Annotated in this window: 16 protein-coding genes; 9 read left to right on the top strand and 7 right to left on the bottom strand. The window is 72.6% G+C overall.

Going from position 1 to position 19584, the window contains the following annotated elements; translation table 11 throughout:
* Positions 1–27: 27 nt before the first annotated feature.
* Both scy and mce read right to left on the bottom strand, forming a co-directional pair.
* On the bottom strand, positions 28–3819 hold the full coding sequence (gene scy / locus ACFYQ5_RS05755; RefSeq protein WP_389193605.1) for a polarized growth protein Scy: 3792 nt from the start codon (positions 3817–3819) through the stop codon (positions 28–30).
* A gap of 204 nt (positions 3820–4023) precedes the next feature.
* Complete coding sequence (gene mce / locus ACFYQ5_RS05760; protein ID WP_389193608.1) at positions 4024–4452, bottom strand: methylmalonyl-CoA epimerase; 429 nt, start codon at positions 4450–4452, stop codon at positions 4024–4026.
* 135 nt (positions 4453–4587) lie between these two features.
* Here mce and ACFYQ5_RS05765 point away from each other — a divergent pair, with 135 nt between their 5' ends.
* The 4 genes from ACFYQ5_RS05765 (at position 4588) to ACFYQ5_RS05780 (ending at position 11452) form a co-directional block, all read left to right on the top strand.
* On the top strand, positions 4588–5790 hold the full coding sequence (locus tag ACFYQ5_RS05765; protein WP_389193611.1) for an acetyl-CoA C-acetyltransferase: 1203 nt from the start codon (positions 4588–4590) through the stop codon (positions 5788–5790).
* A gap of 28 nt (positions 5791–5818) precedes the next feature.
* The gene (gene meaB, locus ACFYQ5_RS05770; RefSeq protein ID WP_389193614.1) at positions 5819–6781 is read left to right on the top strand and encodes a methylmalonyl Co-A mutase-associated GTPase MeaB; all 963 of its coding nucleotides are present in this window, start codon (positions 5819–5821) and stop codon (positions 6779–6781) included.
* Positions 6782–6926: 145 nt separating this feature from the next.
* Complete coding sequence (locus tag ACFYQ5_RS05775) at positions 6927–9230, top strand: protein kinase (protein ID WP_389193617.1); 2304 nt, start codon at positions 6927–6929, stop codon at positions 9228–9230.
* Positions 9227–11452 carry a protein kinase gene (locus ACFYQ5_RS05780; RefSeq protein ID WP_389193620.1) on the top strand — a complete coding sequence of 742 codons (2226 nt, stop codon included), beginning with the start codon at positions 9227–9229 and terminating at the stop codon, positions 11450–11452. The genes ACFYQ5_RS05775 and ACFYQ5_RS05780 overlap by 4 nt, the downstream gene beginning before the upstream one ends.
* A 35-nt stretch (positions 11453–11487) precedes the next feature.
* On the opposite strand, the gene ACFYQ5_RS05785 is transcribed toward ACFYQ5_RS05780, so the two are convergent.
* On the bottom strand, positions 11488–12225 hold the full coding sequence (locus tag ACFYQ5_RS05785) for a PepSY domain-containing protein (RefSeq protein WP_389193622.1): 738 nt from the start codon (positions 12223–12225) through the stop codon (positions 11488–11490).
* Between the two features lie 124 nt (positions 12226–12349).
* Between ACFYQ5_RS05785 and ACFYQ5_RS05790 the strand changes: the two genes are divergently transcribed.
* Both ACFYQ5_RS05790 and ACFYQ5_RS05795 read left to right on the top strand, forming a co-directional pair.
* Positions 12350–13009 (top strand): response regulator transcription factor, encoded by a 660-nt coding sequence (locus ACFYQ5_RS05790; protein WP_389193625.1) that lies wholly within the window; start codon positions 12350–12352, stop codon positions 13007–13009.
* Positions 13006–14481 (top strand): sensor histidine kinase, encoded by a 1476-nt coding sequence (locus ACFYQ5_RS05795; protein WP_389193627.1) that lies wholly within the window; start codon positions 13006–13008, stop codon positions 14479–14481. The genes ACFYQ5_RS05790 and ACFYQ5_RS05795 overlap by 4 nt, the downstream gene beginning before the upstream one ends.
* 12 nt (positions 14482–14493) lie before the next feature.
* Here the strand turns inward: ACFYQ5_RS05795 and ACFYQ5_RS05800 are convergent, their stop codons facing one another.
* The 4 genes from ACFYQ5_RS05800 to ACFYQ5_RS05815 form a co-directional block, all read right to left on the bottom strand.
* Positions 14494–14970, bottom strand: coding sequence for a MarR family winged helix-turn-helix transcriptional regulator (locus tag ACFYQ5_RS05800; RefSeq protein ID WP_389193630.1), 477 nt, complete (start codon positions 14968–14970; stop codon positions 14494–14496).
* Between the two features lie 95 nt (positions 14971–15065).
* Complete coding sequence (locus ACFYQ5_RS05805; RefSeq protein WP_389193632.1) at positions 15066–15842, bottom strand: AIM24 family protein; 777 nt, start codon at positions 15840–15842, stop codon at positions 15066–15068.
* A complete protein-coding gene (locus ACFYQ5_RS05810) occupies positions 15839–16489 on the bottom strand; it encodes an AIM24 family protein (protein WP_389193635.1) in 651 nt (216 codons plus the stop codon). The genes ACFYQ5_RS05805 and ACFYQ5_RS05810 overlap by 4 nt, the downstream gene beginning before the upstream one ends.
* On the bottom strand, positions 16489–17121 hold the full coding sequence (locus ACFYQ5_RS05815; protein WP_389194237.1) for an AIM24 family protein: 633 nt from the start codon (positions 17119–17121) through the stop codon (positions 16489–16491). Before ACFYQ5_RS05815 ends, ACFYQ5_RS05810 begins: the two co-directional genes overlap by 1 nt.
* 209 nt (positions 17122–17330) lie before the next feature.
* Here ACFYQ5_RS05815 and ACFYQ5_RS05820 point away from each other — a divergent pair, with 209 nt between their 5' ends.
* From ACFYQ5_RS05820 to ACFYQ5_RS05830, 3 genes are all read left to right on the top strand, one after another.
* Positions 17331–17681 (top strand): DUF3817 domain-containing protein, encoded by a 351-nt coding sequence (locus tag ACFYQ5_RS05820; RefSeq protein WP_389193638.1) that lies wholly within the window; start codon positions 17331–17333, stop codon positions 17679–17681.
* Complete coding sequence (locus ACFYQ5_RS05825; protein ID WP_389193639.1) at positions 17678–17971, top strand: MTH1187 family thiamine-binding protein; 294 nt, start codon at positions 17678–17680, stop codon at positions 17969–17971. The genes ACFYQ5_RS05820 and ACFYQ5_RS05825 overlap by 4 nt, the downstream gene beginning before the upstream one ends.
* 160 nt (positions 17972–18131) lie before the next feature.
* Entirely contained in the window at positions 18132–19568 is a 1437-nt protein-coding gene (locus ACFYQ5_RS05830; RefSeq protein ID WP_389194240.1) for a glycosyltransferase family 2 protein, read from the top strand.
* The last annotated feature ends 16 nt before the right edge of the window (positions 19569–19584 follow it).

Below are 19584 nucleotides of genomic sequence, written 5' to 3' on the forward strand. Positions count from 1 at the left end.
AATGTCCATGACGAAGTACGTGAGCAGCTATCCGTCCGACGCCTTGCCCCCCGAACGGTTGCCTGCCGCCGCGCCGGCCTTGACGCCCGCGGCACCGCCCGACCCCTTGCCCGATCCCCCCGGAGCCTCGAAGGACTCCAACGCCTCCAGGACGTCCTGGACACGGGAGATCTCCGTGTTGATGTCCTCGCGTCTGCGGACCAGCAGATCCAGCTCCCGACGGCCCTCGTCGACCGTCTGCTTCGCCTCGGCCTCGGCGTCGGCGCGCAGTTTCTCGGCCACCCGGGTCAGCTCGGCCTTCTTGGTCTCGGCCTCCTTGAGGAGCGACTCGGCGCGCTTCACGGCGGCGATGCGGACCTTGCTCGCCTCCGAATTCGCTTCCGACAGCAGCTCCTTGGCCTTGGCCTCGGCCTCCGCCCGCTGTTCCGTCGCCGCCTTCATCAGCTTGTCGACGCGCTCGCCCGCCGTCTTCATCTGCTCGGAGGTCTCGCGCCGCGCGCGCTCGTGCAGCTCCTCGACCTCGCTCTCGATCCGGACCCTGAGCTCCTCGGCCCGCTCCCGGGTCGCGGTGGCGTCCCGGCGGGCACCGACGAGCAGCTCGTCCGCGTCCGTACGGGCCCGCTCCACCAGGGAGTTGCCCTCGACCGTGGCCTCCGAGGTGATCCGCACGGCCTCGTTGCGGGCGGCGCCGACCATCCTGTCCGCCTGCTCCTCGGCCTCGGTGGCTGCGCGCAGCGCCTCCTCCTGGGCCTTGTTGACGAGCTGGTCCGCCTGTTCGGCGGCGTCGGCGCGGCGCTTCGCCGCGGCCTCGCGCGCCTCGTCCAGCAGCCGGTCCGCCTCCTGACGGGCCTCCACGCGCAACTGCTCCGCCGCGGCCTCGGATTCGGTGCGCAGCCGCTCCGCCTCCTCGCGGGTACGGGCCGCGTGCTCCTGGGCCGAAGCGACGGTCTGTGCCGCCTCCGCGCGCAGCCGCTCCGCCTCGCCGTTCGCCTCCCCGATGAAGCGTTCCGACTGCTCGGTGGCCTCGGTGCGGATGCGCTCGCTCTCGCTCGTCGCCTCCGCCATGAGCCGGTCGGCCTGCGCCGCCGCCTCGGAACGGATCCGGTTGGCGTCCTCACGGGCCTCGCCGCGGGCGCGCGAGGCGTCCTGCTCCGCCGACGCGAGGGCGTCGGACGCCTCCGTACGGACCCGCTGGCTGTACACCGAGGTGTCCGAGCGCAGCTTCTCCGACTCGGCGATGGCCTCGGAGACGGTCCGCTCGGCCAGGGCCTTCGCGGCGTCCGACTCCTCGTGCGCGACCCGCCGGACGCGGTTGGCGTCCTCGGTGGCCCGCTCGCGCTCGGCGTAGGCGTCGGACCTGACCCGGTCCGCTTCCTCCTGCGCCTCGGTCCTGGTCCGCTCCGCCGCGTGTTCGGCGGCGGAGCGCAGCCCGGTGATCTCCTCCTCGGCCTGCTCCTGCAGCCCGGCGACGGAGTCCCGCACCTGCTGGGCGTTCTGCTCGGCCGCGGAGACCAGCTCGGTGGCCCGGCTCTCCGCCTCCTCGACCAGCCGATGGGCCTCGGCCTGGGCCTCCTCGACCCGCTTGCGGGCGGAGGCGAGGAGCTCCTCGCTCTGCTCGCGGGCGCGCTCGCGCTCCTGCTCGGCCTCGGCGCGCGCCGAGTCGAGAGCCTCCTCGGCGGCGCGGCGGCGGCGGTTGGCCTCCTCCTGAGCGGCGGCCAGGGCCTCGGCGGCCTCCGTGCCGACCCGCTCGGCGGCGGCCGCGGCCTCGGCACGCACCCGGTCGGCGGTCTCCTGCGCCTCGGTCTTCAGCCGCTCCGCCTCGGCGGCGGCCTCGGTACGCAGCCGTACGGCGACGGACTCGCCCTCGGCGCGGGACTGCGCGGCGTCGGCGGCGGCCTCGGTACGCAGACGCTCGGCCTCCGTCGTGGCCTGCTCCTGGAGCGTACGGATCCGCTCTGCGGCCTCCGCGCGCAGCCGCTCGGACTCCTCGCCCGTCTCGCGGCGGATCCGTTCCGCCTCGGCGCGCGCCTCGCCGAGCGCCGACTCGGCGGCCGTGACCCGGGACTCCGCCTCGGCGTGCAGCCGCGTCAGCTCGTCTGCGGCCTCCGCCTTGCGGGCCTCTATGGCCTGCTCGGTCTCCTCGCGCAGGGCCTCGGCCGCCGTCTCCGCCGCGGCGGTCAGGGCGGTCGCCTGTTCCTCGGCCTCGGCGCGCAGCTTCTCGGCCTCGGCGCGGCTGCGTTCCAGCGCTTCCTCGGCCTGCTTGCGCAGGGTGGCGGCGCGCTCGGCCGCCTCGGCCTTGACGCGCTCGCTCTCGGCGCCCGCGGAGGTCCGCAGCTCCTCGGCGTCGGCCTTGGCCTTGGTGAGCAGCTCCTCGGCGGTGCGGGCACCCTCCTCGAGCTGCTGGACGGCCTCGCGGCGGGCCTCGCCACGGATCCGCTCGCCCTCGGCGACGGCCTCCGAGCGCAGCTGCTCGGCCTCGCCGCGGAGACGGCGTGCCTCCTCCTGCAGCTCGACGGTCTTGGCCCGGTATTCCTTGGTGTCGTCCTTGGCGGCGCCCTTGAGCTGGTCGGCCTGCTCGGCGGCCTCGCCACGCAGCCGGTCCGCCTCGGCCTCGGCCTCGCGGCGGATCCGGTCGGCCTCCTCACCGGCGGCCTTGGTGGTGGACCTGGCGTCGTCGGAGGCCTTGGTCAGGACCTCCTCGGCGCTCCGGGCCGCCTTGGCGAGCTGAGCCGCGGACTCCTCGGCGGCCAGGGTGCGGGCCTTCTCGGCGGCCTCGGCGACCACCCGCTCGGCCTCGGCCCGGGCGTCGACGAGGGCCTGCTCGGCCTCCTCCTTGAGCGTCTCGGCCTGCTTCGTGGCCTCGCCGACCAGCCGGGCGATCTCGGACTTGGCCGTACGGGTGCGCTGCTCGTTCTGCGACTCGGCGCCGGCCAGCCGCTTGACCGCGGCCTCCTTCGCCTCGGAGAGGACCTTCTCGGCCTCCAGCCGGGCCTCGCGCAGCCGGGTCTCGGCCTCCTGCATCCGCTGCTCGGCCGCGCGGTTCAGCTCCGCGGTCTGCTGCCGCGTCTGCTCGGTCTCGGCGGTGGCCGTCGAGCGCAGCTGCTCGGCGTGACCGGTGGCCTCCTGGGCCTGGGAGGAGGCGGCCTCCAGCAGCCGCTCGGCGTCCCTGCGGGCCCGCAGGAGGGTCGACTCGGCATCGGCACGCGCCGACTCCGCCTCGGAGTTGAGACGCCGTCGGGTCTCGTCGGCGAGCCGCGCGGCCTCGGCGCGGGCGGCGGCCAGGGACTGCTCGGCCTCCGTACGCGACTCGTCCAGGAGACGGCGGGCCTGGGACTCGGTCCTGGACCGCAACTGCTCGGCCCAGGCGACGTTCTCGTTGACATGGGACTCGACGGTCTGCCGGCGTTCCGCCAGCTCCTGGTCGAGCCGCTGGCGCCGCTGCACCGCCTCGGCGTGCAACTCCGCCTGGAGACGGGCCTGGTGCTCCGCGTGCTCCTGCAGGATCCGCTGCGTCTGCGCCCTGGCCTCACGGAGCTCACGCTCTGCGTCCGTACGCAGCTGATCGGCCTGGATCTGGGCGTTACGGAGCATCTGGTCGGCCTGGTAGCCGATGTCCGCGCTGTCGTGTGCGGGACGGGTCGCCAGATTGCGCCGTGCCTCGTGCAGCTTGGCGCGCAGGACCTCGACTTGGTAACCGAGGTCCTCGGCGTGCTGGACGGCCTTCTCCCGGTCGGTCTTCAGCCGGTCCATCTCGGCTTCGAACCGCGAGAGATGGTCGTCGTCAGCTCGGTGGCTCTGCTGGCTCTCGTAGCCCCGCACTGCGCGGTCCCATCCTTCCCCGAGCTCTCAACGTTGTTCGAGCAGGGGAGACCCCAACCCTGGTCGCAATTCTCCATGCGAGTACCGCTCGCCGACGAGCGGTCCCCCGGGGAATGGTGACAGATCAACGGCGGGGACGCGGCACGGCCCCGACCCGGCCCCGGCCCGGAGCAGCCCACTCTACCGGGCCGGGTATCCGTCGGGTCAGTGCTCCTTTGCCGAGGTGACCAGTTCGGTCAGCACGCCGTGGCAGTCCTTGGGGTGCAGGAAGGTGATCCGGGAGCCCATCGACCCGGTCCTGGGCTCGTCGTACAGCACCCGGACGCCCTTTCCACGGATGTCCGCGGCGTCCTGGTCGACGTCCGCCGTCCCGAACGCGATGTGGTGCACGCCCTCACCGTTCTTCGCCAGCCACTTGCCGACGGCTGAATCCTCACGGGTCGGCTCGAGCAGCTGGAGATAGGAAGCCCCGCCGTCAGAGGTGTCGTTGATCTTCAGCATGGCCTCCCGGACGCCCTGCTCCTCGTTGATCTCGGAGTGGTACACCTCGAAGCCGTAGGTCGCGCGATAGAACTCCACCGTCTTGTCGAGGTCGAAACAGGCGATTCCGATGTGGTCGATTCGCGTCAGCATGGAACCAGTGCAGCGCCCCGGCGTTGGTTACGCAACGTGCGCGCGATCACACCGACAGCCGGATGACGGGCGCCGTACCGCTCAGTACATTCAGGTAAACCCTCGTTCACAACCGATCCCAAGGGGCTGTGCCTCATGTCAGGAACGACCGGAACCACCTCAGTGATCGTCGCGGGCGCGCGGACGCCCATGGGCCGGCTCCTCGGCTCGCTGAAGAGCTTCTCCGGAGCCGACCTCGGAGGCGTCGCCATCAAGGGGGCGCTGGACCGGGCCGGCATCGGCGGCGACCAGGTCGAGTACGTGATCATGGGCCAGGTGCTCCAGGCCGGGGCAGGGCAGATCCCGGCACGCCAGGCGGCGGTCAAGGCCGGAATCCCGATGAACGTTCCCGCGCTCACCGTCAACAAGGTGTGCCTGTCGGGGCTCGACGCGATCGCGCTCGCGGACCAGCTGATCCGCGCCGGCGAGTTCGACGTCGTGGTGGCCGGCGGCCAGGAGTCCATGACCAACGCCCCGCACCTGCTGCCGAAGTCCCGTGAGGGATACAAGTACGGCGCGATCGAGATGCTCGACTCCATGGCGTACGACGGTCTGACCGACGCCTACGAGAACATCCCGATGGGCGAGTCCACCGAGAAGCACAACACCCGTCTGGGTCTGGCCCGCGCCGACCAGGACGAGATCGGCGCGCTGTCCCACCAGCGCGCCGCCGCCGCCCAGAAGAACGGCGTCTTCGAGGCCGAGATCACCCCGGTCGAGATCCCGCAGCGCAAGGGCGACCCGGTCCTCTTCTCCAAGGACGAGGGCATCCGCCCCGAGACGACCGCCGAGTCCCTCGGAAAGCTGCGTCCCGCCTTCACCAAGGACGGCACGATCACCGCGGGCACCTCCTCGCAGATCTCCGACGGTGCCGCCGCCGTCGTCGTCATGAGCAGGGCCAAGGCCGAGGAGCTCGGCCTGGACTGGATCGCCGAGATCGGTGCCCACGGCAATGTGGCGGGCCCGGACAACTCGCTCCATTCGCAGCCGTCCAACGCCATCCGGCACGCCCTGAAGAAGGAGGGCATCGGTGTCGAGGACCTCGACCTCATCGAGATCAACGAGGCCTTCGCGGCCGTCGCGGTCCAGTCGATGAAGGACCTCGGCGTCACCTCCGACAAGGTCAACGTCAACGGCGGCGCGATCGCGCTCGGTCACCCCATCGGCATGTCCGGCGCCCGTGTGGTGCTGCACCTGGCGCTGGAGCTGAAGCGGCGCGGCGGCGGCACCGGGGCGGCGGCGCTGTGCGGCGGCGGAGGCCAGGGCGACGCGTTGATCATCCGCGTACCGGGCAAGTAGCCGGTACGGGCGAGCGAGGAGGCCGAGCGTGAAGGTGGACGTCCCCACCCTGGTCGAGCAGGCACGGGAGGGCAGGCCGCGTGCGGTGGCCCGGCTCATCTCCCTGGTGGAGGGTGCCTCGCCGCAGCTGCGCGAGGTGATGGCCGCCCTGGCACCACTCGCGGGCCGTGCCTACGTCGTCGGCCTGACCGGATCGCCGGGTGTCGGCAAGTCCACCTCTACCTCGGCACTGGTCTCCGCCTACCGGAAGGCCGGCAAACGGGTCGCGGTCCTGGCCGTCGACCCGTCGTCGCCGTTCTCCGGGGGCGCGCTCCTGGGGGACCGGGTCCGGATGTCGGAGCACGCCTCCGACCCGGGCGTCTACATCCGCTCGATGGCCACCCGGGGCCACCTGGGCGGCCTCGCGTGGTCGGCGCCGCAGGCGATCCGGGTGCTGGACGCGGCGGGCTGCGACGTGATCCTCGTGGAGACGGTGGGGGTCGGCCAGTCGGAGGTGGAGATCGCCTCCCAGGCCGACACCTCCGTCGTCCTCCTCGCCCCCGGCATGGGCGACGGCATCCAGGCGGCGAAGGCCGGGATCCTGGAGATCGGCGATGTCTACGTCGTCAACAAGGCCGACCGGGACGGCGCCGACGCCACCGCCCGCGAGCTCAACCACATGCTGGGCCTGGGGGAGTCCCGGGGGCCAGGCGACTGGCGGCCGCCGATCGTGAAGACGGTCGCCGCCCGGGGCGAGGGCATCGACGAGGTCGTCGAGGCCCTGGAGAAGCACCGGGCGTGGATGGAGGAGCACGGCGTCCTGGCCGAGCGGCGCGCGGCGCGTGCGGCCCGCGAGGTCGAGACGATCGCCGTCACCGCGCTCCGTGAGCGGATCGCCGATCTGCACGGCGACCGCCGGCTGGACGCGCTCGCGGAACGGATCGTGGCCGGCGGCCTCGACCCGTACGCGGCGGCGGACGAGCTGGTCGCGGGACTCACCGGCGGGAACTGACGGTTCCCGGGCGGCGTGCGGGCCGCCCGGGAACCGCCCCCGCCGCGTCCCGACGGAGGTGCGCCCCGTCTGACGGGGCGTGAAAAGATGCGGCGCACGGGACGCGTGCGGTGCGCGTTCCTGCTCATGCACCTCGGGGGGACGCATGCTGGAGCCGTTGCGCGAGGACTCACCGAGACGTATCGGGCCGTACGCCGTTCTGGCCAGGCTCGGCGCGGGCGGCATGGGCGAGGTCTTCCTGGGCCTGCGGGACGGTTCAGGACCCGACGGGGCTCCCGTCGCCGTGAAGACGGTCCGCCGGGACGTCGCCCAGGACCCCGGTTTCCGGCAGCGCTTCCGCCGCGAGATCGCCGTCGCCCAATCGGTCACCGGCCCGGGTCTGGCCCCGGTCCTGGACGGCGACGCCGAGACGGACGTGCCGTGGCTGGCCACCGGCTATGTCGCGGGCCCGACCCTGTCGGCCGCGGTACGCCGGTCGGGGGCGCTGGGCGAGGAAGAGGTCCGGATGCTCGGGGCGGACCTCGCCCGGGCCCTGGAGTCCGTCCACGCGGCCGGTGTCGTGCACCGGGACATGAAGCCCGGCAACGTCATGCTCGCCGCCGACGGTCCGCGCCTGATCGACTTCGGGATCGCCCGCGGCGCGGGTGCCACCCCGCTCACGACGACCAGCCGCATGATCGGCAGCCCCGCCTTCATGTCCCCGGAGCACGTGGCGGGCAGCGGACGCGTCGTGCCCGCGTCCGACGTCTTCTGCCTCGCGTCCCTGCTGTGTTTCGCCGTCACCGGCCGCGACCCCTTCGGCGACGGTCCGGTCGCCGCGGTGCTGTACCGGGTCAAGTACGTCGAGGCCGACCTCGACGGGGTGCCCGACGCCCTGCGCGCGGTGCTCCAGGACTGCCTGGCGGCCGACCCCGCCGCCCGCCCCGCCCCGGGCGAACTCGCCGCCCGCCTCGCTCCGGAGGGCCCCGTACGCTGGCCCGCCCCGGTCGCGGCCCACATCGCCGGGTACGAGCGGGAGCTGGCCTCCGTGCGCGCGCTGGGCGGGCCGCTGCTGCCCGGGTACACACCGACCCGGGCGGCCACCGGCAGCCGGACACCGGTGGACCAACTGCCCACCCAGGGACCCGGGCTGCCACCGCCCGTGGTCGCGCCGGCCCGCCCCGCCCGCCGCCGTCGCCTCCTCGGCGCGGCCCTGGCCGTGGTCGTCCTGGCCGGCGCGGTCACCGGGGGGCTGTTCGCCCTGCGGGACGGAGACGGTGGGGGAACCGGGGGCGGGAAGAGCCCCGCTCAGGCCGGTCCTCCCGGCTGGAAGCCCTGGCACGCCACCTTCACCGGCACCCCGCTCGGCTGCGAGGCCGGCCAGGACGTGGTCGTCTGCCGCATGGCGGACGGAACGTACGAGGCGCTGTCGGCTGCCGACGGCAAGAAGCTCTGGGAGTTCGCCGCGGGCGAGGAAGCGGGCGAAGCGGAAGCCCGTTACAGCCCGTCCGGGACGTTCTTCATGCCCAACGGCTCCACCCGTCCCACCGTCCACGAGGACTCGGTGTACTTCGCCACCGGTGACCGTCTCCTCGCAGTCGACGCCAGGACCGGAACGTCCCGCTGGGAAGTCGAGGCAGGGGCCGCCCACAGGCTGGGGAGTTCGCCCCGGGTCGCGGACGGGCTGGTGTTCGTGGCCACGGGCGGTTTGCCCGACGGGTCCGGGATCGCCGCCTTCGACGTCCGGGACGGGACGGAGAAATGGCGGGAACCACTCGCGGGCGACGACCTGGCCCAGTACCAGAACGGTGATTTCTGGCCGTTGGGCGTACGGGACGGGCTGCTCTACGCCGACAACGAGGAAGGGCTGCACGCCTTCCGCGCCGTGGACGGCGAGGAGGAGTCCGCGGGGTGTCCCGAGGAGACTCCGGCCGACTTCGTGGTCCACTGCCCGCAGGCTCAGGACGGTACGGACGAGGAGCTCCCGCCGCCCGGAGTCGGCGAGGACGCGGTGGTGGTGGCGGAGAGCGACAGCCTTGCCGTGTACAGAACAGGTATGGACACGGGGACCGTGCCCGTCGAGGACGACGAGGTTTCCGAGTTCGTCGTCGTACGGACCGACGACGGCACGGTGCTGAAACGCTACAGCCTGGGCGAGGACGCCGAAGCCCGCGAGAAGAACCCCGTCTCCGCTCCCGCCCTCGTCGACGGCACCCTCGTCTGGGCGGACACCGACGCGCTCCACAGCGTGGCGCTGGACGGGGACACCCCAGGACCGCTGCGCCGGACCCCGATCAAGGGCGTACCCGTCCCCGCGATCGAGGAGCCGTACGACCCCGACTCCGGCATCTCGCTGGGCAAGGAGAACCGGCCGCCCGAGCTCTTCCCGGCCGACGGGGTCGTCCACATCGTCTACCGGCACGGCATCGCCGTCTCGCTCGCGCTGCCCGGAGGGAGGGCCTCCTCGTGATCGAGCCCCTGACTCCCGGCAGCCGCACCCGTATCGGCTCCTACCGGCTGCTGGGACGCCTCGGCTCGGGCGGGATGGGCGAGGTGTTCCTGGCGCGGGCGGACACCGCCCCGGCCGCCGGCGCCGGATCGCTCGCCGGGCTCGTCGCGCTCAAGACCGTGCTCGCCGGGCTCGACCTCGACGACGGCTTCCGCGTCCGCTTCCGCCGGGAGATCGCGGCGGCCGGTGCCGTGCGCAGCCCTTACTCCGCGGCCCTGGTGGCCGGGGACGAGAGGGGCGGGACGCCCTGGCTCGCCACGGAGTACGTTCCGGGCCCCTCGCTCGCCGAGGCGGTCTCCCGCACCGGACCGCTGCCCGAGAGCGTGGTCCGGGCCGCCGGTTCGCGCCTCGCCCTGGCGCTCGCCGACATGCACGCCGTACGGGTGCTGCACCGCGACCTCAAGCCGGGCAACGTCCTGCTGGGCGCCGACGGGCCCAAGGTGATCGACTTCGGGATCGCCCAGGCCTTCGAGGCCACCCAGCTCACCCGGACCGGTGTGGTGGTCGGCAGCCCCGGCTACATCTCGCCCGAACACGTCGACGGCTCGACGGCGCTGGTCCCTGCGTCGGACGTGTTCTGCCTGGGCGCGGTGCTGGCGTTCGCGGCGTGCGGACGCGGCCCGTTCGACGATCCGGACATGGCAGCGGTGATCTTCCGGATCGCGCACGGCGAACCCGAACTCGACCGCGTACCAGCGGGGTTGCGCGCGGTGATCGAACGCTGCCTCGCCCCCCGCCCCGAGGACCGGCCGACCCCGCACGAGCTTGCTGGTCTCCTCGCTCCGGACGGCGTTCCGGAGCCCTTCCCCTGGCACGACGCGGTACGGGAGCAGTGCGCCGCACACACCGAAACGGCCCTGCGGTGTGCCGCGTCGGTTCCGGTGGTTGCGGTGGTCCCGCCACGGCCGGCGGCTGCTCCCCCGCCACCGGCCCTCGTGCGTACCCGGCGCCGCCGTCCGCTCGTGGTCATGGCCGCGCTCGCGGCGGTCTGCGCGGTGCTCGGGGTGGCGTTCCTGCCGGGGCTGCTCGACGGCGCCGACGATCCGGCCGCAGCCCGGCCCGGCGGACCGGCATCCTCGCCGGCCGCCCTGGCCGGCCCCACGGTCGTGCCCGGGGCGGACGCCGCCCGCACGGACGACTTCGGGGCACGCGGCGCGGACCTGGCCGTGCGGCCGGCCGGCTGGAAACCCTGGCAGACCGGCGAACGCGTGGGGAAGTACGGCTGCCTGCTGTCGGCCGGAACCCTGGTCTGTTCCGGCGAGCGGGGCGTCACCGCGCTGGACGCGGCGAAGGGCACCGAACGCTGGAACGTCCCGGAGAAGTCCGGGCCCGGGAACGGCAAGGGCGGCCGGTCGGTCGTCACGGCCACGGACGGCACGGTGTACGTCTTCGTGCCGGGTGCCCTCGTCGGGCTGCGCCTGACCGACGGCAAGGAGGTGTGGCGGCGCGCCGTGCCGGACGGTCAGCCGGTCACCGGCGCGGTGTACTCGGACGGGGTGATCTTCTACGTCTCCGGGAACGAGGGCGGTTCGGCGGGCCGTCTGACCGCCCTGCGGATCACCGGTGAGGAGAAGCCGGAGAAGTGGGCCGTCGGGTACACCGGGTCCGACTCCACGCTCCTGGCCGGGGACGGCCGGGTGGTGGCCGTGGGGAGCGACATCCAGATCTTCGACGCCGGGTCGGGCCGGCGGCTGCGGGGCGTCGGTGAGGAGGACACGGAGTGTGCCCGTCCCCTGCTCAAGGACAGCGATCTGATCTGCGTCGCCAGGGACGGCCTCACGGTGACCGACATCTCCGCCCCCGCCGGCCGCCGCACCCTGGCCGAGGGGATGACGGGCGTGCTGAAGCCGGCCGTCACGGCGGACGGCACGGTGGTGGTCTCGGCGCCCGGCGAGGTCCGGGCGTTCCGGCTCCGTGACGGCGAGGAACTCTGGTACCACGTCGACACCCTGCTCGACGACAAGGCCGGGAACGTCTCGATCGTGGGCGACCAGGCGTTCGTCCATGACGACATCACGGTGAACGCCTACGAGCTGGACGCCGGCGGCGAGAACCCGCCCGGCGCGGGCAAGCTCTTCGACATGCCCGTCAAGGGCACGCCGCCCTCCCTGATCGCCTACGGTGACGCGCTGTTCCTCTCCTCACCCGACGACGGCAGGGTCCTGTCCGGCTTCGCGCCCTGAGGCGGAGCCGGACAGGACCCTGCCGGGCGCGAGGATCAGTCGTCGTAGCCGTTGTCGTCGTTGTCGTTGTCGTCGCGGTCGTCCCGGTCGTCGCGGTCGTCGTCCCGGTCCACGGAGACCTTGCCGTTCTTCGCGTCGACGTGCAGCTCGTGCTGCTTGCCGTCCTTGCCGACGACATCGACGCCCCAGTGCAGCGCACCGCGCCTGCCGTTGTCGTCGTCATCGTCGTTGTCGTCCAGGTCCACCGACGTCACCGTGCCGGGCTGCGCCACGAGGGCGGCCTTGACCGCCGCGTCCAGGGACACGGCCGCCGAACGGGTCGCGTGCCGGTCGCGGTCGTCGTTGTCGTCGTCCTCGCGGTCGGACAGCACCGTGCCGTTCCGCGCGTCCACGGTCACGTCGTGCCAGACCTTGTCGGAGCCGTACACGTCGAGCTTCCAGACAGCGCGGTCGCGGTCGTCGTCGTCATCGTCCAGCTCGGCCTCGGTGACCGTGCCGGGGACGGCCTTCAGCGCGGCGCGGACCGCTTCGTCCACGGTGAGCCGCTCGGTCTTCCGCTCGGCGGTCCGCTCCCCGGTGCTCCCGGTGTGCGCGGTGTTCCCGGCCGCCTGGTCGGTCACGACGGTCCGGTCCGCCACGGCCGTCCGGTCCGCCACAGCGGTCCGGTCGTCCGTGCCGCCGGTGTCGGAGTCCGCGAAGGCGGCGGTGGCGGCGAGCCCGCCGCCGACGAGTACGGCCGCGGTAAGGGTGGCGATGGCGATGTTGCGCTTCATGGTGGGTTCCTCCCCGATGGGATGTGCTGTGCTGAGCGACGGGACTCACATTGGCCCGGCGATGCTGAACGCAGCCTGAAGCCACCTGAAGGCTCCTTCAGGTTCGGTTTGCGAAGCTGTCCCCATGCGCCTGTTGATAGTGGAGGACGAGAAGCGTCTCGCGACGTCCCTCGCGAGGGGACTCACCGCCGAGGGCTTCGCCGTGGATGTCGTGCACGACGGCCTGGAGGGCCTGCACCTGGCCGGCCAGGGCGTCCATGACCTCGTGGTCCTCGACATCATGCTGCCCGGGATGAACGGCTACCGGATCTGCGCCGCCCTGCGCGCCGCGGGGCACGAGATGCCGATCCTGATGCTGACCGCGAAGGACGGGGAGTACGACGAGGCGGAGGGCCTCGACACGGGCGCCGACGACTATCTGACCAAGCCGTTCTCGTACGTCGTGCTCGTCGCCCGGATCCGGGCGCTGCTGCGCCGCCGCGGCGGATCCGCCGCGCCGGTGCTGACCGCCGGCACGCTGCGGATGGACACCGCCGCCCGCCGGGTCCACCGGGGCGAGGACGAGGTCACGCTCACCACCAAGGAGTTCGCCGTACTGGAACAACTCGTGCTGCGGGCGGGCGAGGTGGTCAGCAAGGCCGACATCCTGGAGCACGTCTGGGACTTCGCCTACGAAGGCGACCCGAACATCGTCGAGGTCTACATCAGCACCCTGCGCCGCAAACTCGGCGCCGCGTGGATCCGTACGGTACGCGGCGCGGGCTACCGGCTGGAGGCGCGGTGAGGTCCGTACGGGCCAGGGCCACCCTGGGAGCCACTCTGGTCGTCGCCGTCGCCCTGACCGTCGCGGGGCTGGCCGTCCTGCTGGTGCTGCGTGGGAACCTGACGGACCGGGCGGGCCTGGAGGCCGAGGTGACGGCGCGCGAGGTGGCCGGGGAGCTGGCCCTGGGCACGACGTACGCGGAGCTGGATCCGGGTGACGACGACACCCACCCCGTCCAGGTGACGGACGAGGGAGGGCGTGTGGTGGCCGTCTCCAGGGAACTGGAGGCGATTTCGGGGACGGGGACGTCACAGGTCGCCCCGGTCCCCCCGGCGCCGACTCCGAGCCCGGGCGATGACGACGACGATGACGAGGACGAGGACGTGGACGACGACGACCCGCCCCGCAGCGAGGTCTCCTCCGACCCGCCGGACTTCACGAACGGCACCGCCACCGTCGACGGCGAGACGGCGGACTACCGCTTCGCCGCCGTCGAGGTGACCACGAAGGAGGGCGTGACCCTGACCGTCCACGCGGGCGCCCCGCTCGCGGCCGAGCAGGAGGCGGTGGACACCGTACGCACCTCGATGCTGACCGGGCTGCCGCTCATGCTGCTCGTCGTCGCCGGAGTGACCTGGCTGGTCACCCGGCGCGCACTGCGCCCGGTCGAGGGGATCCGGCAGGAGATGGCCGCGATCACCGCGTCCGAGGACCTCAGCCGCCGTGTGCCCGAGCCGGACTCGCGGGACGAGATCGCACGGTTGGCCCGCACGACCAACGAGACCCTCACCGTGCTGGAGGCCTCGGTCGACCGGCAGCGGCGTTTCGTCGCCGACGCCTCGCACGAGCTGCGCAGCCCGATCGCCTCGCTGCGCACCCAGCTGGAGGTGGGGGAGGCCCACCCGGAGCTGCTGGACGTGCCCGGCGCGGTGGCCGACACCGTACGGCTGCAGGTGCTGGCCGCCGATCTGCTGCTGCTCGCCCGGCTGGACGCGGGGGAGCGGCCGGGGCGGGCGGCGGTCGGCCTGGACGCGCTGGTCCGCGAGGAGGTCTCCCAGCGCGCCGTGGACCGGATCCGGCCGGACGTGTCCGTCGCCGACGACAGCGGGCCGCTCGAAGTCGCCGGTTCGCGCGGGCAGTTGGCCCGGGTGATCGGCAATCTGCTGGACAACGCCCAGCGTCACGCGGAGCGTTCGGTCGCCGTGGCGGTGCGGGCGGACGGGGGCGATGTGCTCGTGGAGGTCACCGACGACGGCTCGGGCGTGCCCGAGGCCGAGCGGGACCGGATCTTCGAGCGTTTCGTGCGGCTGGACGACGCCCGCAGCCGTGACGACGGCGGAGCCGGGCTCGGCCTGGCCATCGCCCGCGATGTGGCCGCCCGGCACGGAGGCACACTCACGGTGGGTGAGGGGCCGGGCGGCGGCGCGCGGTTCACCCTGCGGCTGCCGAAGAAGCCGCAGGACGGGCGGGACGGGACGGCGGAGGACGGCTGAGCGCCGTCCGCGCTACGGCTTGCCGCGTCGGCCGCGCAGGTGGTCCGCGATCGGGGTCAGCGCCGAGTGCAGTGCGGCGAGCTCCTCGGGGGAGAGCAGGTCCATGAAGTGCCTGCGGACCGACTCGACATGGCGCGGCGCGACCTTCCGCATCGTCTCGCCGCCCAGGTCCGTGAGGACCGCGAACAGTCCGCGCCGATCCGACTCGCAGTGCTCACGCCGCACCAGGCCGGCGTTCTCCATGCGGGTGACCTGGTGCGAGAGCCTGCTCTTGGACTGCAGGGTGGCGGCGGCGAGATCGCTCATCCGCATGCGCTGGTCTTCCGACTCGGAGAGGTTGACCAGGATCTCGTAGTCGTTCATGGTCAGGCCGAACGGCTGGAGGTCCTTCTCCAGCTGGTGTGTCAGCAGTCTGCTGACGTCCAGGTGGGTGCGCCAGGCGCACTGCTCCGCATCGGTAAGCCAGCGTGTGGCCGTCTCGGTCTCCATGTATGGATTCTACCTAAGATGTTGAAAGCCGGACGAAGTCTGGGGGTGTGACACCGCGCACGCGCCTGCCGGTGTCACACTCCGCAGACTACCGCTCACAGCCCGAAGCGACGCTGGAGGTCCCCCAGCTGGCCGGGCATGCGGGGTGTGGAGCCGTGTTGACCACCGCTCCCGGGACCGCCGCCCGGCACACCCGGCTCGTGCGGGACGGCGCCGGTCGCCTGCTCGGGCATCAGCGCCTCGGTCGACTGGAGCAGCACCGTCCCCGCCCCGACGAACTCGAACTGATGCTCCTCGCCCGAGGTGCCGCCGATCCCGGTCAGCGAGCGCAGCCCGCCCATCACGCCCGTCATGTAGCCGTGGTCGTAGTGGTGGCACGGTGAGGGGCAGTCCGCCCACCCCACCAGCGCCTGCGGGTCCACCCGGAGCGGCGGCTCCATGAAGACCACCGGGCCGTTGGACGCGGCGACGAACTTCCCGGTCCCGATCAAGGTCAGGAAGCCGGGCACGATCGACTGCTTCAGCGCCAGCGTCGGCTGGTAGGCCAGCAGGTTGCCGGACCGGATCGTCAGGTTCCCGTCCTCCAGGTCGAAGGAGTTCACATCGAAGGCCCGGTCGGCGAGCAGCATCTTGCCGCTGCCCTCGGCCACCACCCAGTCGCTCACGTGCAGCGGGGAGTGGAAGCTCGTACGGATCAGCCGCTCGAAGCGGCCGTGCCCGATGCCGTTGAAGTCGATCTGCCCGTAGTAGGCGATCATCTTGCCCTTCTGCAGGAACCACTGGCTCCCCTTGAGCTCCACGCAGAAGGTGTACGCGTTGACGTTGTCGTCCGACGGCAGCGTCATCGGGTCGAAAATCACCGGCGTGCTCACAGCTTCTCCTCCGACGCCTGGACGTACACCGCTCCGTTGCCGCTGAGCTCGAGCTGGAAGGCCTCGCCGGAACCACGCCCCACCATGTCGCGCCAGCCGAGCGCGGTGGACAACTTGTTGGTCACGTCCCCGTGATGGGCGACGTACGCCTGAGGGTCCACGTGGACCGGCCGGCCCGGGGTGATCGGCAGCTCGATCACCCCGCCGTGCGCCATCACGGCGACCGCGCCGTGGCCCTTGAGCGTCGTCGTGAACAGCCCCTGCCCGGTCACCTGACCGCGCACCATGCCCATCACCCCGCCCTGCGCGCCCATGAACATGGTGCCCTGCTGGAGCGTTCCGTCGAAGGCGAGCAGCCGGTCGGCCTCCACGTAGAGGGTGTCGCCGGCCAGGCCGATCACCCGGACGTCGTGGCCCCCGTGGCCGAACATCACCGTGCCGTTCCCCTCGACGGTCATCAGCGGGGTCGCCTCTCCGGCCACCCGGCGGCCGATCATCGACCCCAGGCCGCCCTGCCCGCCCTGGACGTTCGGGGTGAACGAGACGTCACCCCGGTACGCGAGCATCGCGCCTCGCTGGCTGTACATCTTCTGGCCGGGGCTCACCGCGGCCTCGATCATCTTCGAGTTGATCTCACGGAACGGCATCAGACTTCGCCCCCGACGGTGTTCCGCTCGCTGGGCTGTACGTAGACGAGGCCCTCGCCCTCGAAGCGGATCTGGAAGGACTCGCCCGATCCCTCGCCCATGAGCGTCCGGAAGTTCACCCCGGACTGGAAGTGCTGCTGGAGCCTGCCCTGGTGGGCGATGTAGGCGCCGGGGTCGACGTTCAGCGGGTACTGCGGTGTCACCCGGAGCACCACGGCGGAGCCGTCCGACATGATCGCCGCCTGGCCGGTTCCCTCGACGGTCGTGGTGAACAGGCCGTTGCCGCTCGCCCCGCCGCGGAGGCCCGTGAAGGAGGTCCCGGTGCGCAGCCCCGCGTCGGCGGCCAGCAGATTGCTGGACTCGACGTACAGCGTCTCGCCGTGCAGCGAGACGAGGTTGATCTCGCTCGCCCGGTCGGCGAAATAGCAGGTGCCCTGCCCCTTCACCTCCATCATCTCCATCTGCTCGCCGGTCAGCCGGCGGGTCACCATGCCGCGCAGACCCTCACCGCCGCCGGACATCTTCTTGAACGCCATACGGCCGTCGTACGCCACCATCGAGCCGTTCTTCGCCTTGACGGCATCGCCCGTCAGGTCGACGGCGAGCGTCTTGCTGCCTTGAAGTCGGAACATCGCCACGGGGCGACGTTAGCCGCAGCGGAGGCCGGCGGACAGGGCCCTGTGGCCGATCCCGCCCCCGAAATGACCCTGATATGCGCGGATACGTGCGGCACGGACCGGATGAGGACCCCCTGCCCGAAGGGCCCCGGGACGATGCCACAATGGCTGTGCTTGTGCCTGCTTTCACAAGCCGACACGCCCCTCCCACCGAAGGTGCCCTCGTGGACATCAAGACCGCTTCCGCCCTGCACCGGCTGCGCCTCATCTCGCTTCCCGAGGCGCTGTCCTTCCCGGCGCTCCTGATCTTCGGCTCGCTCCTCATGCGGGTCTCGGACATCGACTTCCTGATGCCGCCGCTCGGCGCGCTGCACGGCCTGCTCTTCACGATCTACGTGATCTTCCTGCTGGACGTATGGGTGAAGGCCAAGTGGCCCCTCAAGCGCGTCGCCCTGTTCTTCCTCCTCGCGGTCGTGCCCTTCGGCGGTCTCTACGGCGAGAAGCTGCTCAAGAAGTACGAGGCCGACGGCGTCATCGCCGCCCGCGCCCGCGCCGAGGGGACGGTCGACGCGTGATCGTCGCCTTCTCCGTCAGCCCTCTGGGCGTCGGCGAGGACGTCGGTGAGTACGTCGCCGACGCCGTCCGCGTCGTCCGTGAGTCCGGGCTGCCCAACCGCACGGACGCGATGTTCACCTCCGTCGAGGGTGAGTGGGACGAGGTCATGGAGGTGGTCAAGCGCGCCGTGGCCGCCGTCGAGGCCAGGGCCGGCCGCGTCTCCCTGGTGCTGAAGGCCGACATCCGGCCGGGCGTCACCGACGGGCTGACCTCCAAGGTCGAGACGGTGGAGCGGCACCTCGCGGGCTGACCCCGCCGCACCCCGTACGCACGTACCCCGCCCCGGGAGCCCCCGGGGCGGGGTTTCCCGTTCGGACGAAGAATTCCCCTCGGTCGGACCTGCCGGGTCGACAGTGTGCCGTCCCTCCCCTTCTGTGGGGATACCGGCATATTCGACCATCGGAGGCGTGATGCCGTCGGACGGTTACGACCACGACAGCAGCGGCCGTCCCGCGGGGCACCCCGCGGAGAAGCCCGCGGCGCGGTACCGGGTGAGGTACCGCCGCCCCCTGCGCACCGAGAGGCCCCGAATACGAGCGGTCCTCCTGACGGTGCTCGCCCCCGCGGTCACCGGACTGCTGCTGCTCCACGTGCTGTGGCCCACGCACTGGTCCACCCGCGGCGGCGACGGCCGGCGGTGGCTGGTGCTCGCCGACTCCGTGACGCTGGTGTCCGTCGGCCTGATCGAGCTGTTCGTGCTCGCCGGCGTGGTCGCCGTCGCCCACGCGGTGTCGGTGGCCAGGGACCCCGTCCCGGTGACCCCGGAGCCCGGCACCGTGCTCGCCTTCCTCACCACGTACGTCCCGGGCCGGGAGCCCCTCGCCGCAGTGCGGGCCACCCTGGAGGGCGCGGTCAGGATGCGGCACCCCGGACCGCTCGACGTCTGGCTGCTCGACGAGGGCGACGACCCGGAGGCGCGGATGCTCTGCGCCGAGCTGGGCGTGCACCACTTCACCCGCGTCGGGGTGCCCGAGTGGAACCAGGAGAAGGGCCCGCACCGGGCCGCCACGAAGCACGGCAACGTCAACGCCTGGCTCGCCAAGCATGGTGACGCCTACGACCTCTTCGCCTCGGCCGAGACCGGCCACGTCCCGCAGTCGGGCTTCCTGGAGCGCATGACGGGCTACTTCCGCGACCCGGACGTCGCCTTCGTCGTGGGCCCCCAGGTCCACGGGGGTGACACCCCGGCTGCCGCGTCGCCCTGGGCGCTGTTCCACGCCCTGGTCCAGCGGGCGGGCAACCGCTACGGGGCGGCCGTCTTCGCCGGCCACGACCACGTCGTACGCGTCGCCGCCCTTCGCCAGGCGGGCGGCTTCCACGACTCCGCCACCGAGGACATGGCCACCGGCTTCGCGATCCACCGCCTGCGCAACCCGCTGTCCGGACGGTACTGGCGCTCCGTCCACACCCCGGACGTCCCGGCCGTCGGGGAGGAACCCGTGTCCTGGACGGACGCGTACGCCCAGCGGCTGCGCCGTTCCCGGGCGACGCACGGGGCGCTGCTGCTGCCGTATGCGAAGGCGCTGTTCCGGGTGCCGCCCGGCCGTCTCCTCGGCTATTCGCTGACGCTCGTCCACCGGCCCCTGACCGCCGTCACCTGCGTGTTCGCCCTGCTGAGCGGCGTGCTGGCCGTCACCCACGACCAGGCGCGTCCCTGGGCGCTCCTCGCCCTGGCGATCGCGCTCGCCCCGCCGGCGGTCTGGTGCCTCGCCCTGCTGCGTGAGCGCGCGGCCGACCGGCGCGGGAGCCGTACGGCCCGGGGCGCGTCCCGGACCGTACGCCCCGCCCACGAGCCGGAGACCGCGCCCGCCGCCGTCGTCGCCGGCACTCCCGCCGGAGGCAACTGAGCCGCGCCCCGGCCGG

It is taken from the genome of Streptomyces sp. NPDC005794 (assembly GCF_042871445.1).
Taxonomy (GTDB): Bacteria; Actinomycetota; Actinomycetes; order Streptomycetales; family Streptomycetaceae; genus Streptomyces.